At 67.6% G+C, this 14,010-nt stretch carries 14 protein-coding genes and 2 tRNA genes; 10 read left to right on the forward strand and 6 right to left on the reverse strand.

From position 1 onward, the window contains the following. Nucleotides 1-141 precede the first annotated feature (141 nt). Nucleotides 142-339, reverse strand: a complete 198-nt coding sequence (locus OXS27_RS24550; protein ID WP_243925656.1) for a hypothetical protein — start codon at nucleotides 337-339, stop codon at nucleotides 142-144. 412 nt (nucleotides 340-751) lie between these two features. Here OXS27_RS24550 and OXS27_RS24555 point away from each other — a divergent pair, with 412 nt between their 5' ends. Next, nucleotides 752-1,132, forward strand: a complete 381-nt coding sequence (locus OXS27_RS24555; protein WP_346733015.1) for a helix-turn-helix transcriptional regulator — start codon at nucleotides 752-754, stop codon at nucleotides 1,130-1,132. Nucleotides 1,133-1,534: 402 nt separating this feature from the next. Here the strand turns inward: OXS27_RS24555 and OXS27_RS24560 are convergent, their stop codons facing one another. Beyond that, nucleotides 1,535-1,765, reverse strand: a complete 231-nt coding sequence (locus tag OXS27_RS24560; RefSeq protein WP_267359390.1) for a hypothetical protein — start codon at nucleotides 1,763-1,765, stop codon at nucleotides 1,535-1,537. Nucleotides 1,766-1,866: 101 nt separating this feature from the next. Between OXS27_RS24560 and OXS27_RS24565 the strand changes: the two genes are divergently transcribed. Beyond that, on the forward strand, nucleotides 1,867-2,034 hold the full coding sequence (locus tag OXS27_RS24565; RefSeq protein WP_267359392.1) for a hypothetical protein: 168 nt from the start codon (nucleotides 1,867-1,869) through the stop codon (nucleotides 2,032-2,034). 509 nt (nucleotides 2,035-2,543) lie between these two features. Here OXS27_RS24565 and OXS27_RS24570 read toward each other — a convergent pair. The 3 genes from OXS27_RS24570 to aroA all read right to left on the reverse strand — a co-directional run bounded on the left by OXS27_RS24570 (nucleotide 2,544) and on the right by aroA (nucleotide 4,709). Then, nucleotides 2,544-2,619 (reverse strand) — tRNA-Lys (locus tag OXS27_RS24570). Between the two features lie 96 nt (nucleotides 2,620-2,715). Beyond that, nucleotides 2,716-3,354 (reverse strand): (d)CMP kinase, encoded by a 639-nt coding sequence (gene cmk / locus OXS27_RS24575; protein ID WP_267359394.1) that lies wholly within the window; start codon nucleotides 3,352-3,354, stop codon nucleotides 2,716-2,718. A gap of 5 nt (nucleotides 3,355-3,359) precedes the next feature. Then, on the reverse strand, nucleotides 3,360-4,709 hold the full coding sequence (gene aroA, locus OXS27_RS24580; RefSeq protein ID WP_267359396.1) for a 3-phosphoshikimate 1-carboxyvinyltransferase: 1,350 nt from the start codon (nucleotides 4,707-4,709) through the stop codon (nucleotides 3,360-3,362). 254 nt (nucleotides 4,710-4,963) lie between these two features. Between aroA and OXS27_RS24585 the strand changes: the two genes are divergently transcribed. Both OXS27_RS24585 and OXS27_RS24590 read left to right on the forward strand, forming a co-directional pair. Continuing rightward, nucleotides 4,964-5,350, forward strand: coding sequence for a TIGR02300 family protein (locus OXS27_RS24585; RefSeq protein ID WP_243925650.1), 387 nt, complete (start codon nucleotides 4,964-4,966; stop codon nucleotides 5,348-5,350). Nucleotides 5,351-5,501: 151 nt separating this feature from the next. Then, nucleotides 5,502-5,577 (forward strand) — tRNA-Ala (locus OXS27_RS24590). 96 nt (nucleotides 5,578-5,673) lie between these two features. Here the strand turns inward: OXS27_RS24590 and OXS27_RS24595 are convergent. Further along, a complete protein-coding gene (locus OXS27_RS24595; protein WP_267359398.1) occupies nucleotides 5,674-6,162 on the reverse strand; it encodes an Lrp/AsnC family transcriptional regulator in 489 nt (162 codons plus the stop codon). 221 nt (nucleotides 6,163-6,383) lie between these two features. Here OXS27_RS24595 and mdeB point away from each other — a divergent pair, with 221 nt between their 5' ends. The 6 genes from mdeB (at nucleotide 6,384) to OXS27_RS24625 (ending at nucleotide 13,975) form a co-directional block, all read left to right on the forward strand. After that, entirely contained in the window at nucleotides 6,384-9,059 is a 2,676-nt protein-coding gene (gene mdeB, locus OXS27_RS24600) for an alpha-ketoglutarate dehydrogenase (protein WP_267359400.1), read from the forward strand. A gap of 76 nt (nucleotides 9,060-9,135) precedes the next feature. Next, a complete protein-coding gene (locus tag OXS27_RS24605; RefSeq protein ID WP_267359402.1) occupies nucleotides 9,136-10,518 on the forward strand; it encodes a 2-oxo acid dehydrogenase subunit E2 in 1,383 nt (460 codons plus the stop codon). 11 nt (nucleotides 10,519-10,529) lie between these two features. After that, nucleotides 10,530-12,221 carry a dihydrolipoyl dehydrogenase gene (gene lpdA / locus OXS27_RS24610; protein ID WP_267359404.1) on the forward strand — a complete coding sequence of 564 codons (1,692 nt, stop codon included), beginning with the start codon at nucleotides 10,530-10,532 and terminating at the stop codon, nucleotides 12,219-12,221. 187 nt (nucleotides 12,222-12,408) lie between these two features. Next, on the forward strand, nucleotides 12,409-12,972 hold the full coding sequence (locus OXS27_RS24615) for a hypothetical protein (RefSeq protein WP_267359451.1): 564 nt from the start codon (nucleotides 12,409-12,411) through the stop codon (nucleotides 12,970-12,972). A gap of 220 nt (nucleotides 12,973-13,192) precedes the next feature. After that, a complete protein-coding gene (locus OXS27_RS24620; RefSeq protein ID WP_267359406.1) occupies nucleotides 13,193-13,603 on the forward strand; it encodes a DUF2147 domain-containing protein in 411 nt (136 codons plus the stop codon). A 90-nt stretch (nucleotides 13,604-13,693) separates the two neighbouring features. Continuing rightward, nucleotides 13,694-13,975: a hypothetical protein gene (locus OXS27_RS24625; RefSeq protein ID WP_243925644.1), complete on the forward strand. Its 282-nt coding sequence runs from the start codon at nucleotides 13,694-13,696 to the stop codon at nucleotides 13,973-13,975. The last annotated feature ends 35 nt before the right edge of the window (nucleotides 13,976-14,010 follow it).

Genomic DNA, 14,010 nt, shown 5'->3' on the forward strand with positions numbered 1-14,010 from the left:
GGGCCAAAACCTTCACCACTATCGATCGAGTGGTTGAAGGGTCGCCGTAGCGTCAATGAGGCCAGATCCCTGACGACTTCGCCGAAAGCCTGCAGGGCGGCGAGGGACGGCGCGGCGCCAGTGCGTGGGTTGAAGGCTGGCTCAGATCAGCCCGCCGACCGGGCTGGATGTCAGCGTACGGCCAGCGCGGGTGACGAGCTTGGCGAAGGCCAGAGCCGCCGCCGAAGCCTGCGTTTCCGACGGGAAGGCCCGGTCCGACTCCAGGACCGTCAGCTGCGTGGCGTCGAGCAGGACCCAGGTCCACAGGTGGCGCCCGGTCGAACGGATTTCGAAGTGCATGACTGGCTCGCGTGTCTGAACATGCACACATCATGGACTGCGGAAAGTCGCGCCGGATTAATGACTTGGCTGGCGCAACAACCTGTGTCGGCTAACATCGGGGTTTCCCCCAACATCCCCGAAGATCACAGGCAGGCTCGGCCGCGTTCCGGCGCCGCAGGCTACCGCCCCGCTCCCCGGACAACGCCGTAAAACTCAAGCCTGAGTTGAAGATGCAGACTGCGCACGTCCCAAACTTTCACGGGCTGCGAGTGAACCAGCTAGTTGACGCACGCCTGGATTGCATATTTGTGCGCAACTCAATCGCGCATTATTTTGTTTGGTAGGCGGCCGAAACGCGGCCGTCCCTACCGATCTACTCGAAAGCCACGTTCGCATGTCTGCACGTTCGATCACTCACACGGCACCCAAGTTGGCGACAGACGCCGATCGCACCATCGGCAGCCGGATCGCCGTGCTGCGAGCCGCACAGGGCTTGAGCCAGACCGCTCTCGGAAACGCCCTCGGCGTCAGCTTCCAGCAAGTGCAGAAGTACGAGAAGGGGCGCAATCGCATCGGCGCCGGGCGGCTCCAGGCGATCGCCGACCTCCTGAAAGTCCCGGTCGAGACCTTCTTCGCACGTCAGCCGGGATCGAACGAGACTGAGGCCGGTTCGGCGACCTTCTTGGAGGATCCGCAGGCGATGGAGCTTGTGATGGCCTTCGCGAGCATCACGGACAGTACCGCCCGGGCCGGCGTGCTGGCAATCGTGAAGGCGACGGCCAGCCTCCAGCGTCAGCCTGATCGGGGTTAGGGGTCGCTCCGGCGAAGGCCCGGCTCACGCCCAAGCGAACGACTCGCAACAGCGGTCGTACGATGAGGCTGTTTTCGGCGCGCTGGCGCCGAGAAGGCCCGCCGCGAGGGTGGGCCCATCCGGGGGTGCTTTGTTTCTCTGCGCAGACCGGCCGGCCGATGCTCTAAGAACCAGCTGGAAGCAGTTTCTTGCTCCAAGCAGTGCCCGCACCCTGTACGCGGCCAATCAGGTCGGCTTCCGAAATCTGTCGACCATCCGGGTCGAGAACAGTGATGTCGCTGTAACCCTTCGCGGCAGCGTCGCGCAGCTTCTGCAGCGCCCACTCGGCCGTAGGGCATTTATAAGTCACGTTGCCGCCATGTGAACGGCTGCTTCGGACGACGTAGATGCGGGGCTGAGCGCTCAAATCTCAATTCCCGCGGCACCCAGTATCGCTCGCTGCTTGATGATGCCGACACGGTGTGTTCGGATTGCACCTTCAACATCAGCCGCACCGGGATCATCCGCATCGCGCAGAACGGTCGCGGCGACCGCCAGCACTTCGATCACCTGCTCGTCAATTGCGATCGCGAGCGAGATCCTGCGACACAGCGCATCGCTTTCGATCGCGTTGGGTTCTTCCGGCTCCGACATGGCTGCTTAACGGCGCAGCTGAAAATTCGTTCACCGTCGGAGATTGTCGTGGCGTAATCGGCCCTCGTTTGCTGCCCGAATGCGGATGCTACGGGGAGCCGATGTCGATCCACACCACGAAAGGTGCACAGGAGAACGCCAATGCGGCCGCGCTTTTGATCAAGCATCTCGGGACGTTGCTGATCAGCACCGGTGTCGTGACAAGCATAGAGGTTGCGAGATTGGTGCGGGCAGCGGAAGCCGAGGCTGCTTCGCTTGGAACGGCCTGAAGTTCCGCGGTTGCCGAAATCATCCGCGAGATCGGCATGGACTGGAAGAAGGCAGAGTAGGCGCGGCGCGGAGAAGCCCGCCAGGGCAAGCCGGGCGGGCTTCTCGAGATCCGGACCGTGAGGGGATACATGGGCCGGATCCCATCACAAAATGCAGGCCACGGGTTAACGAAAAGACCCCGCGCGGCGGAGCCGGCGGGGGGAGGAATCCTTGGGAGGAGCGTGGCCACTCGCAATCGTCGGGCCAGCTACAGCGGCCCGCTCGGCCCCACCCCGATCTGCTCACGGGACGGGGGAGCGTCCGATCTCACCAGCGGTGGGCCGATACGCAACGCAGCCCAGGGGCATCATGAACTGGGCGGGTTAGGCGGCCGTCACCGACGTTGGGCCCGAGTTGTCCCAGTTTGGTGCTGACGAGAACCGAAGTGCCAGCCTCGTGCAACTCAAGCGCGTCGCTGGGTAGCATCGAATTGGCCAGGTCATACAACTTGCTGTTTTTGCTGGTAAATTGGTGAGCGCGTTGGGGTTCGAACCCAAGACCTACAGATTAAAAGTCCGTTGCTCTACCAGCTGAGCTACGCGCTCGCGTCCCGGGAGCGCCTTGGGGCGGGTCGCCGGGGACGGCGCGTCCGCAATAGGTGAGCTGAACCGGGGGGTCAACACGGGGAAAGGGAAGAACGCTCAGCCGGCCCGGGTCCGTGCGCGCTCCACGATCGCCCGCGCCTCGTCGAAGGCGGCATCGGCGTCGAGTTCGGTCGTGTCGAGCCGGACCGCATCGTCGGCCATGCGCAGCGGCGCCGCAGCCCGCGAGGAGTCACGCGCGTCGCGGGCTTCGATGTCGGCCAGGATGGCCGCGAAGGCTACGGTCTCGCCGCGACCGGCCAGTTCGCGATGGCGGCGGCGCGCGCGCTCCTCCGAGGACGCCGTGATGAACAGCTTCACCCCGGCCTCGGGGCAGACCACCGTGCCGATGTCACGCCCGTCGAGCACCGCGCCCTGCGGATCGGCAGCGAAGCGTCGCTGCCACAGGAGCAAACCGGTGCGAACCTCCGGCACCGCGGAGATCCGCGAGGCCGCCTCACCCATGGCCCGGTCGCGCAGACGCGGATCGTCGAGCTTTTCGGGATCGAGGGCTTCGGCGGCCCGGGCCGCGGCCGCGCGGTCGTCGAGCGAAAGGCCGGCATCGAGCAGGGCCAGCGCGACGGCACGATAGAGCAGGCCGGTATCGAGATGCGGCAGGTCGTAATGGTCGGCCAGGCGCTTGGCCAGCGTGCCCTTGCCCGAGGCGGCCGGACCGTCGATCGCGATGACGAGCGGCATCGGCATCATGCTCCGATCCGGCCGCCAAGGGCCCGTATGGTCGGCAGGAAGGTCGGGAAGCTCGTGGCGATCATCGCCCCGTCATCCACCGTCACCGGGTCCCGTGTGGCCAGACCCATCACTAGGAACGCCATGGCGATGCGATGGTCGAGATGGGTCGCCACCGTGCCGCCCCCGCGGGCCGCCGCCCCGTCGCCCTCGACCACCAAATCGTCACCCTCCACCGCGTAGCGGACGCCGTTGGCGGCAAGCCCGGCCGCCACGGCGGCGAGGCGGTCGGATTCCTTGACCCGCAGCTCATGCAGGCCGTTCATCCGGGTCCGGCCTTCAGCGAAGCTCGCCGCGACCGCCAGCACCGGGTACTCGTCGATCATCGCGGGCGCGCGCTCGGCCGGGACGTCGACGCCCTTCAGGCGGCTCGCGCGCACGCGCAGGTCCGCCACGGTCTCGCCACCCTCGTCCCGCTCGGCGACGCGCTCGATCTCGGCCCCCATCTCGAGCAGGGTCGTGATCAGCCCGGTCCGCAGCGGGTTCATCATCACGCCCTCGATCAGCACGTCGGACCCCGGCACGATCAGCGCGGCCACCAGCGGAAACGCCGCCGAGGATGGATCGGCCGGAACCACCACATCGGTCCCGCGCAGAGTCGGCTGGCCGGTCAGCGCGATACGGCGGCCGTGGCCCCCCAGCCCGTGCGGCGCGACTTCGACCGCGGCGCCGAACAGGCGCAGCATGCGCTCGGTATGGTCGCGGGTCGCCGCCGCCTCGATCACCGTCGTGGTCCCGGGCGCGTTGAGGCCGGCGAGCAGCACCGCCGACTTGATCTGCGCCGAAGCTGCCGGCGTCTCGTAGGTGATCGGGATCGCCTCCTTCGGCCCGCGCAGGGTCAGGGGCACGCGCCCGCCCTCAGCCTCGGCCAGGACCTGCGTGCCCATCCGCGTGAGCGGATCGAGGATGCGGCGCATCGGCCGGGACCGGAGGGAGGCGTCACCATCGAAGGTTGCGGTGACAGGCTGGCCGCCGACCACGCCCATCATCAGCCGGGAGCCCGTGCCGGCATTGCCGAAATCCAGAACGTCCGCCGGGTCGCCGAGGCCGCCGATGCCCACGCCCCGCACCCGCCAGCGCCCGGCGTCGAGGCGCTCCACACCGGCGCCCAGGGCCTTGGCGGCTGCCGCGGTGCGCAGCACGTCGTCGCCTTCGAGAAGGCCTTCGACCCGGGTCTCACCCTCGCTGAGGAGGCCGAGGATCATCGCCCGGTGAGAGATCGACTTATCGCCGGGCGGACGCAGCCGTCCCCGCAGGGGCGTGCCTGGTGTTGCGGTCAGGGGCTCGGGAGGCGAATCGTGCGACACGGAAGGTCCGTTCGGGCTCGAAGGTGGGCCAGGATCCGGGACGTCGCGCAGCATCGCCGCGCCGCTGCAATCGGACCGTGAAATCGCGGTGCGGTTAACACGCGCACCAGCGTACGTCATCCACGCGATCCCTCGCACCGCCGCAGGGGCGCGACGCCCGGGACGCGGTGTGCCGGGTTCGATTGACAGAGGCAGCGCCCGCGACTAACGGGGCCGCTTCCCCGAGACAGTAGTAGACGACGAGGTGTCCCCCCGTGGCCCGACCGGAACTTGGCTTAAAGCGCCAGTGCATGAGCTGCGGCGCGAAGTTCTACGACCTCGCCCGTGATCCCGCCACCTGCCCGAAATGCGGCGCAGTTTACCAGGCGGTCGCCACATCGAGCCGCGCGGCGCCTCCGGCGCTGGCGCGGGCGTCGAACACCAACGACGAAGAGGACGAGACGGACGAGAAGGGGCCGGAGCTGGTCTCTCTGGACGAAGTTGAGGCGGCCGAGGACGAGGCGGATCCCACGCCCGACGACGAGACGACCGAGGACGCGGATGCGGCAGAGGACGATACCTTCCTTGAGGAAGAGGATGCCGGCGACGACGACGTCTCCGACCTGATCGACGGCGATATCGAGAACGACGAAGAGAGTTGAGGCGGTCCCCGCCTCCCTCTCGAAAAATCCCCCGATGAAGGCGAAAAAAAGGGGTTGAGTCTGCGGCGCGAGCCGCCTATAGAACCGGCCTCGCCGGACGTTAGCCGGACGGCGAGACCCCCGCGGAACCCAAACCGCGGTGGATGAGAGTGGGGCCTTAGCTCAGCTGGGAGAGCGCTTCCATGGCATGGAAGAGGTCATCGGTTCGATCCCGTTAGGCTCCACCATCCTCCTCTCGCACGTCGTGGCCGGATCGGCCCTTCGTGCTTCGATCCTCTCAAATTCGACAAGAACCAATATCCTCCCCATTCAGGGCAGTCTGCTCATCGGGTCAAATGCCCAAGCGGCAGCGCCGTCTTGTATTTCACCTGACCCAGCGCGAAGCTTGAGCGGATGTTGGCCACCCCGGGAATCCGGGTCAGATGGTCGAGCACAAGCTTCTGGTACTGGCCCAGATCCTCGACCACCACCCGCAGCATGTAGTCGGCCTCGCCGCTCATCAGGTAGCACTCCATGACCTCCGGACGGTTGCGCACCGCCTCGTCGAAGGCTTGAAGTGCCGCCTGGGTCTGCTTCTCCAGCGAGACATGCACGAAGACGTTGACCGCGAGTCCCAGGCTCAGCGGATCGACCACCGCGACACAGCCGCGGATCACGCCGGCCTCCTTCAGGTCGTTGACACGCCGCCAGCACGGCGAGGTCGAAAGCCCGACCTTCTCGGCGAGATCTGCGATACTGATCTCGCTGTCCTGCTGCAGGCGTTCGAGGATGCGCAGCGAGGCGGGATCAAGGGCGACAGGGCGAGGGGCCATTCATTCGCTTTCGTAATCAATGCCGGTACATCATGCCGCTCAAGGGCGGATACGCGAAGCGTTCTGTCGCTTCCATCGGGGGGATCGATACGGTTGAATTATCCGATCTTGGCGTGTGTTTGGGGCAAATGAACCGGAGACGCGATAGCATAGCTTGATCTTGGGCATGTCCAGCCGTCCCAACGCCACTATGATCCGGCGCATCAAGGGAGGCCGCGCCGATGAACGCCATACCGCCGAAAGCCACGATCGTGCGGTCTGCCGAAATCGATCACGACCCGGCGGAAACGCAGGACTGGTTGGCGGCGCTGGACTCGCTGTTCCGCATGGAGGGCGCGGCGAGGGCGCGGTTCATCCTCGACCGGCTGGAGCGGCGCTCGAAGGAGATCGGGATCCTCGACGAGGCCCTGCCCTACTCGCCCTATCGCAACTCGATTCCGCTGGAGAAGCAGCCGCGCTACCCGGGCGACCTCGATATCGAGGAGCGGCTCACCTCGATCATGCGCTGGAACGCGCTCGCCATGGTGGTGCGCGCCAACATGGCGTACGGCGAGCTCGGCGGGCACGTGGCGAGCTACGCCTCGGCGGCGGAGCTGTTCGAGGTCGGGTTCAACCACTTCTTCAAGGGCGGCGCGGACGGCGATCTCGTCTACTTCCAGCCGCATTCGGCGCCCGGCGTCTACGCGCGGGCGTTCCTTGAAGGGCGGCTCTCCGAAAATCAACTCAAGCACTACCGCCAGGAGATCGCCGGCGACGGCCTGTGCTCTTACCCGCATCCTTGGCTGATGCCGGATTTCTGGCAGGTTCCGACCGGCTCGATGGGGATCGGCCCAATCCACGCGGTCTATCAGGCCCGGTTCATGCGCTATCTCGACCATCGCGGGCTGGTCGATACATCTGACCGGCACGTCTGGGGCGTGTTCGGCGACGGCGAGATGGACGAGCCGGAATCGATCGGCGGCCTCGCGCTCGCCGCCCGCGAAAAACTCGACAACCTGACCTTCGTCATCAACTGCAACCTGCAGCGGCTCGACGGGCCGGTGCGTGGCAACGGCCAGATCATCCAGGAGCTGGAGAGCCTGTTCCGGGGCGCGGGCTGGAACGTCATCAAGGTGCTGTGGGGCTCGGAATGGGACGGGATCTTCTCCCGTGACACCAACCACGCCCTGCTGCGCCGTTTCGCCGAGACGGTTGACGGCAAGTACCAGACGCTGGGCGCCAAGGACGGCGCCTACAACCTCGCCCACTTCTTCGGCGAGGACCCCGAGGTGCGCGAGCTGGTCGCCCACATGTCGGACGCAGATGTCGATCGGCTGAAGCGCGGCGGCCACGATTTCCGCAAGCTGCACGCGGCCTTCGCGGCCGCCAAGGCCACAAAAGGCCGGCCGACCGTGATCCTTGCCAAGACCAAGAAGGGCTACGGCATGGGCGGCGCGGGCGAGTCGCGTATGACCGCCCACCAAGCCAAGAAGCTCGATGTCGACGCGTTGCGCGCCTTCCGCGACCGCTTCGCCCTGCCGCTCACCGACGCGCAGGTGGAAGGCCTGGCATTCTACAAGCCGGCCGAGGATGGCGTTGAGATGCGCTATCTGCGCGAGCGCCGCGAGATGCTTGGCGGCGTGCTGCCGGCCCGGCGCCGCACGGCTCCGACCGTGCTGGTGCCGCCGCTCTCGACCTATGCGGGCTTCGCGCTCGAAGCCGCCGGCAAGGAGATGTCGACCACCACCGCGGTGGTGCGCCTGTTCGGCAATCTCCTGAAGCACAAGGATCTCGGTCCCCGCGTCGTCCCGATCGTCGCCGACGAGGCGCGGACCTTCGGCATGGCCAACCTGTTTCGGCAGGTCGGAATCTACGCTCCTGAAGGGCAGCTCTACGAGCCGGAGGATGCCGGCTCGATGCTGTATTACCGGGAGGCCAAGGACGGGCAGCTCCTGGAGGAAGGCATCACCGAGGCCGGGGCGATCTCGTCCTGGACGGCCGCGGCTACGGCCTACAGCGTGCACGGCCTGTCGATGCTGCCGTTCTACATCTACTACTCGATGTTCGGGTTCCAGCGGGTCGGCGACCTGATCTGGGCGGCGGCTGACCAGCGGGCCCGGGGCTTCCTGATCGGCGCCACGGCGGGCCGCACAACGCTCGGCGGCGAGGGCCTGCAGCATCAGGACGGATCGAGCCACATGCAGGCGGCGGCGATCCCGAATTGCCGCGCCTACGATCCGGCCTTTGCCTACGAGATGGCGGTGATCGTCGACCGGGGCGCCCGGGCGATGATGGAAGAGGGCGAGGACGCCTTCTACTACCTAACCGCCATGAACGAGAACTACGCTCAGCCTTCGATGCCGGAGGGCGCGGAGGTCGGCATACTCAAGGGGATGTACCGCCTGTCGGGACCGGAGAGCGCTGCCGGTACGGTGCGCCTCCTCGGCTCAGGGGCGATCCTGCCGGAGGTGATCGCGGCGGCCGGCCTGCTGGCGCAGGATTGGGGCGTCACTGCCGAGGTGTTCAGCGTCACGAGCTTCAGCGAGTTGGCGCGCGATGCCCGGGAAGCCGAGCGGCAGGCGATGCTGAAGCCCGAGGCTGAGGCGCCGGTCAGTCACGTGGCGGCGCTGCTACCGGGATCGGCGCCGATCGTTGCAGCGAGCGACTACGTCCGGGCCTACCCGCAGTTGATCGCCTCCTATGTCGGCGCGCGCTTCGTCGCGCTCGGCACCGACGGGTTCGGCCGCAGCGACACCCGCAGCGCACTCCGCCGCTTCTTCGAGGTCGATCGGCAGCACGTGGCGATCGCCGCCCTGCACGCTCTGGCCGAGGCCGGTGAGGTGCCGCGCGCCACGGTTGCCGAGGCGATCCGCCGATACGGCATCACCGCGGACGCTCCCGCGCCTTGGACCATCTGAGTCCGGGCGGCCTGCCGAGGGGCCTCCATACATCCAGCAACTCCTCCGAACGCCCGATCTACGGAAATTTACCCGCATGAGCGCCGCGCTGCAGATCGCCCTTCCGGATATCGGCGACTATCGGGACGTGCCGGTCATCGAGCTTCTGGTGAAGCCCGGCGACCGCCTCGCGGTGGACGACCTGATCCTCAGCATCGAATCCGACAAGGCGACCATGGAGGTCCCCTCCCCGGTCGCTGGCGTTGTGCGCGAGCTGCTGGTCGGGGTGGGCTCAAAGGTCTCGGAGGGGACGCCGATTCTGATGGTCGAGCCCGCGGAGGGGGCTGGGCCCGCGACCACAACGGCAACAGAAACATCTGCTGCTCTTGCACAAACGGAGCCCGGACAGGACGCCCGACCCCTTCCCCGTGCGCCAGAAGGACAGGGCGAGGGATCAGGTCTTTCCGGAAACGGCGCAACCCTCACCCCAGCCCTCTCCCGCACCGGAGAGGGGGTCGGTCGCGCCGCGTCGGAGACCGCGCAGCGCGAACCGCTCCCGGCATCGTCCGGCGATGTGCATGCCAGTCCGTCGGTGCGCCAGCTCGCTCGTGAACTCGGCGTGGCCCTGGAGCACGTGCCCGCCACCGGCCCAAAGGGACGGATCCTGCGCGAGGACATCCACACCTTCGTCAAGGCCGCCCTCGCCGCGCCGGCCAGGCAGCCGAGCGCGCCGGCCTCCGGGATCGGCGCCGGTCTGCCGCCCTGGCCAGCGCTGGATTTCGCCAAGTACGGCCCGGTCCGGCGCGAACCCCTGTCGCGGATCCAGACGCTCTCGGGCGCCAATCTCAGCCGCAACTGGCTGACGATCCCGCATGTCACTAACTTCGACCGGGCCGACGTGACGGAGATCGAGTCGTTCCGCATAGGACTCAACAAGGAGCCGCGCACGCCGCCCGCGAAGGTCACCATGGTGACCTTCCTGATCAAGGCTGCGGCCTCCGCGCTCCGAGCCTACCCACGCTTCAACACGTCGCTCGAAGGCGGCGACCTCGTCCTCAAGGACTATGTCCATGTCGGCTTCGCGGTCGACACACCGAAGGGCCTGATGGTGCCGGTGGTGCGCGAATGCGACCGGAAGGGGATCATCGAGATCGCCACTGAAATGTCTGCGCTGGCCGACAAGGCCAGGGCCGGGACACTTGCGGGCGCGGACATGCAGGGCGGCTGCTTCTCGATCTCGTCGCTCGGCGGCATCGGCGGCGACGGCTTCACGCCGATCATCAACGCCCCCGAGGTCGCGATCCTCGGCGCGGCGCGCTCGCGCATGGAGGCGGTCTGGGACGGCAAAGCCTTCCAGCCGCGCCTGATCCTGCCGCTGAGCCTGTCCTGGGACCACCGCGTGGTGGACGGCGTAGCCGCCGCCCGCTTCCTCGGACACGTGGCCGCGGTCCTGTCGGACCTGCGCCGCGCCCTCCTGTGACGGTCTCCGCCATGCCCGCGTTCCACGAGATCCGCGTCCCCGATCTGGGGGACTATGCCGACGTGCCGGTCATCGAGATTCCGGTAATGCCGGGACAGGCGGTCACCCGCGATCAGACGTTGCTGGTGGTCGAATCCGACAAGGCGACCCTGGACATTCCGTCCCCGGCGGCGGGACGGCTGACGGAGATGCTGGTCGGCCTCGGCGACAGGGTCTCGGCCGGGACGCTGATCGCGCGCATTGCCATCGCCGACCAAAATGCCGAGGCACCCTCCCCCGTGCCGGTTCCCACCCAGAACCCGGATGCGGATTGCGACGTGCTGGTGATCGGTGGCGGCCCAGGCGGGTATTCGGGGGCCTTCAGGGCCGCCGATCTCGGGCAGCGGGTCATCCTCGTGGAACGCGACGCGACGCTGGGCGGCGTGTGCCTGAACGTCGGCTGCATCCCGTCGAAGGCGCTGCTGCACGTTGCGTCCGTGACCGAGGAGGCACAGCGCCTCGCCGCCCACGGCATCAGCTTCGGCGCTCCGGCGATCGATCTGGACAAGCTGCGGAGCTTCAAGGCCGGGACCGTGCGCCGTCTCACCGACGGGCTCACCCAGATGGCGCGCCAGCGCAAGGTCAGCGTCATCCGCGGGACCGCGCGATTCACCGGACCCAAGACGGTTACGGTCGCCACACAAGAGGGCGGCGAACGCAGCGTCGCCTTCGCCAGCGCCATCGTGGCGGCCGGCTCCTCACCGGTGGCGTTGCCGATGCTGCCGCAGGATCCGCGCATCGTGAACTCCACCGGTGCCCTGGAGCTGCCGTTCGTGCCCCGCCGGTTGCTGGTGATCGGCGGCGGCATCATCGGTTTGGAGATGGCCACCGTCTACAGCGCGCTCGGCGCCCGGGTCGACGTCGTTGAACGGCTACCGAACCTGCTGGAAGGCGTCGATCGCGACCTCGTGGCGATCTGGACCAAGCGCAACGCGCACCGCTTCGACAGTCTGCTGACCGGAGCCGAGGTGATTTCCGCTACCGCCGGCCCGGAGGGCATCGCCGTCACGCTGGCGGGCGAGGCGCAGGCCACGACCTACGACCTCGTGCTCCAGGCGGCCGGGCGCCGGCCGAACGGCGCGGAGCTCGGTCTGGAGGCTGCCGGCGTCTCCGTGGAAAACGGGTTCGTGCCGGTCGACGCGCAGTTGCGAACGAACGTGCCCAACATCCTCGCCATCGGCGATCTCGTGGGGCAGCCGATGCTGGCCCACAAAGCCGTTCACCAGGGCCACGTGGCTGCCGAAGTCGCCGCCGGACACCGGGCGGGGTTCGACGCCGCCGTGATCCCGTCCGTGGCGTATACCGATCCGGAAATCGCCTGGGTCGGTGTCACCGAAACGGCAGCGCGGGCGGCTGGCCGGGCCGTGGAGGTGTCGCGCTTTCCGTGGGCCGCCTCGGGTCGAGCCATCGCCAACGGCGCAGATTATGGCCTGACCAAACTGCTGTTCGAGTCGGGAACCAAGCGTGTCGTGGGCGGCGCCGTCGTGGGACCAAGCGCGGGCGACCTGATCGGCGAGATCGCGCTGGCCATCGAGATGGGGGCGGACGCCATCGATATCGGCCGGACGATCCATCCGCATCCGACCCTCGGTGAGACGGTCGGCCTCGCCGCAGAGGCTGCCCTTGGCCTCTGCACAGACCTCCCGCCGGCGGCGCGGCGGTAGCGGTTCCCGCGCGGACGCATCGACACTGGCAGTGCCCCCGGGATGGACTCCGGAGCGGCTGCGGCGTTAACGGCACGTCGAAGGCGGTGCGTCGATGAGGAATCTGCGTGTGGAGATGCCGTTGCCGGCCGGGCGATCCCAAAGGCATCCGATCGTCGTCTCGGTTGCCCTGGTGGCCACGCTGGCGATGACCATTCCGGGCCGAGCCCTCGCTGAGGCCCCGATCGTCATCAGCAAGCCTGCCAACTCCGAAGCCCTCGTTGCGGCTTTGCGCGACCGAATCCTCGGCTCAGACAGCGCGACGCTCGCCCTTGAAGGCTGGTGCGCCGAGCATCGGCTCGCCGCCGATCCACATCTCGTGGCTTTACGTCTGCCGGGCCCGGACAAGCCGCTGACCGCTGCGCAGCGCGCCCGGTTGGCGATCGGCCCGGATGAGCCGGTGCGCTATCGGCGGGTGCGCCTCGTCTGCGGCGAGCACGTGATGTCCGAGGCGGACAATTGGTACGTGCCGGCGCGGCTGACGCCTGAGATGAACGCCGTGCTGGACGGGACCCGCACGCCGTTCGGTCGGGTCGTACGTCCGCTCGCCCCGGTCCGCCGGACCGTCGAAGTTCGAGCCCGCCCACCGGGCACAGAACCGGAGGATCCGTTGTTCGAAGTCGATGCGGTGCTCTCGACCGGAGCCGGGCAGCCCTTCTGCGAAGTCGTCGAGACCTATCTCGGATCCGCCCTACCGACCGCGACGCGCTAAGGCTTCGGTAGCCATTCGGGCGCATCAGCCGGCGATGGCTCAGGGCGCTCTGCCCCAGGAAGCGGACTGCGCGACAGAGCCGTCCACGGCGGACCGCCCGCTGTGCCGTTGGGCGGACGCTTCTCGAGCGGGCTAGGCTGCCAGCCCGATGATACAAGCCGTGAGCCACGATCAAGCAGGCTCCGAGTCGAGCCGAACGAGAAAAGCGGGAGGAACGGGCATGCGTTCGAGGCTTGGCCTTGCAGCTTTGGTGGCGGTCGGGATCGGCTCCCTGTCGGGTCCGGCAAGGGCGGCCGATCCGGCGGGACTTTGGCTGACAGAGACCGGCAGTTCGCGCATCCGCGTCGCACCCTGCGGCAACGGCTATTGCGGAACGATCGTCAGCGCCCCCGGCAAGGCGCTGGACGCCAAGAATCCGGACCCTGCGTTGCGCACCCGCAGCGTCGTCGGCGTACAGATCCTCGACGCCCCCCAGAAGGATGGTTCGGGCTTTTCGGGTTCGCTCTACAACCCGAATGACGGAAAGACCTATTCGGGGTCCCTGCGCCTAACCAGCCCCAACACGCTCGAGGTTTCGGGCTGCGTCATGAGCGTTTTCTGCAAGCGCCAAAGCTGGACGCGGATCAACTAACCCGCTGTCCGCCCTCTACCGCGTCGCAACAACGCAGGATCGATTGTGCGCTAACGAAGTTGCCCGGGTCGGACAACGGTAGGATTTCTTATGACCCGGGCACTTCTCATCACCGTGCTGACGCTGGCCGCCATCGCGCCGGCCGCCGCCCAAGTCGTGGAGACACCGAATGGCGCCCGGGTCGGGGTACCGCCTGGCGCTCCCGGTGTGGTCAGCACGCAGTCCAGCACGACCGGCAACGACCCGTCGATCACGTACTCTCCGACCGGCCAGCCGGCCGACACGATCTCAACTGACTCGGCCGCCGCCGGCAACGCGAACCAGCCGTCGCGGGTCGCGCCGCAGGGCGGCGCTGGCGGAGGCGGCAAGTAAGCCCTCGCCGAGAGCGCGACGCTCCAGATAGGACA

The sequence above is a fragment of the Methylobacterium sp. GC_Met_3 genome (genome assembly GCF_026540775.1).
Lineage (GTDB): Bacteria > Pseudomonadota > Alphaproteobacteria > Rhizobiales > Beijerinckiaceae > Methylobacterium.

Coding starts and splice junctions, on each gene's coding strand:
- OXS27_RS24550 (WP_243925656.1), bottom strand. CDS start 339: ATGCACTTCGAAATCCGTTCGACCGGGCGCCACCTGTGGACCTGGGTC.
- OXS27_RS24560 (WP_267359390.1), bottom strand. CDS start 1,765: ATGTCGGAGCCGGAAGAACCCAACGCGATCGAAAGCGATGCGCTGTGT.
- OXS27_RS24565 (WP_267359392.1), top strand. CDS start 1,867: ATGTCGATCCACACCACGAAAGGTGCACAGGAGAACGCCAATGCGGCC.
- cmk (WP_267359394.1), bottom strand. CDS start 3,354: ATGCCGCTCGTCATCGCGATCGACGGTCCGGCCGCCTCGGGCAAGGGC.
- OXS27_RS24595 (WP_267359398.1), bottom strand. CDS start 6,162: ATGGCCCCTCGCCCTGTCGCCCTTGATCCCGCCTCGCTGCGCATCCTC.
- mdeB (WP_267359400.1), top strand. CDS start 6,384: ATGAACGCCATACCGCCGAAAGCCACGATCGTGCGGTCTGCCGAAATC.
- OXS27_RS24605 (WP_267359402.1), top strand. CDS start 9,136: ATGAGCGCCGCGCTGCAGATCGCCCTTCCGGATATCGGCGACTATCGG.
- lpdA (WP_267359404.1), top strand. CDS start 10,530: ATGCCCGCGTTCCACGAGATCCGCGTCCCCGATCTGGGGGACTATGCC.
- OXS27_RS24615 (WP_267359451.1), top strand. CDS start 12,409: ATGACCATTCCGGGCCGAGCCCTCGCTGAGGCCCCGATCGTCATCAGC.
- OXS27_RS24620 (WP_267359406.1), top strand. CDS start 13,193: ATGCGTTCGAGGCTTGGCCTTGCAGCTTTGGTGGCGGTCGGGATCGGC.
- OXS27_RS24625 (WP_243925644.1), top strand. CDS start 13,694: ATGACCCGGGCACTTCTCATCACCGTGCTGACGCTGGCCGCCATCGCG.